The 568-nt window shown below is 64.3% G+C and carries 2 protein-coding genes; both read right to left on the bottom strand.

Going from position 1 to position 568, the window contains the following annotated elements; translation table 11 throughout:
- Positions 1-352 (bottom strand): amidase family protein (locus AACY19_RS26840; protein WP_339454515.1); only part of this gene is annotated, 352 nt, incomplete at its 3' end.
- On the bottom strand, positions 349-568 hold a 220-nt coding region (locus tag AACY19_RS26835), incomplete at its 5' end, for an AtzG-like protein (RefSeq protein ID WP_339454514.1). The genes AACY19_RS26840 and AACY19_RS26835, both read right to left, overlap by 4 nt.

Genomic DNA, 568 nt, shown 5'->3' with positions numbered 1-568 from the left:
ACTCGTCCATGTTGGTGATACCAACGAGATTGGCGCCAGCCGCAACCAGTCGTTCGATCGCGGTCGCGTCCGTTTCCGCAGGTGGCAGGTCGCGGTTGATCTTGGACCCCGCCAATGTCGGGCGGCCGACCACGTCGAATAGATCCTTGGCGGCGAAGGGCAGTCCGGCCAGCGGAAAGCGGCGCGGATCGTCGGCGATCCGTTGCGCCGTGCGGCTCGCGCGTTCGTCGAGGGTCGCCGTGAAGCAGTTCAACCCTTCCATGGTGCGGGCACGTTCCAGCACCTCGGTCGCCCAGTTGGCAGCCGAAACGTCGGAGGAGCGTACGTGACCGATCTTGACAAGCGCACTCATGGTCGAAGCATTTCGGCGGGTTCCGCTGCGAAATCGTCCGCCGCGGCAACGATGTCGGCGTGCCCAAGGAACAGGGTCATGTTGGCCCGTACGCCGGCCGCGCATTCGGAGGGAATGACAAGCCCCTGAAGGGAGGCCGCCGCCGAGATGTAATTTGAGGTGCTATCCTGCGACACGAATAATCCCCCGGTAGGCGGCCTGGTTGCAACCTGCACG

Source organism: Pseudomonas sp. EA_5y_Pfl2_R50 (assembly GCF_963970475.1).
GTDB lineage: Bacteria > Pseudomonadota > Gammaproteobacteria > Pseudomonadales > Pseudomonadaceae > Aquipseudomonas.
The sequence above is the reverse complement of the archived record's forward strand: the minus strand, read 5'-3'. Positions and strand labels throughout refer to the sequence as shown.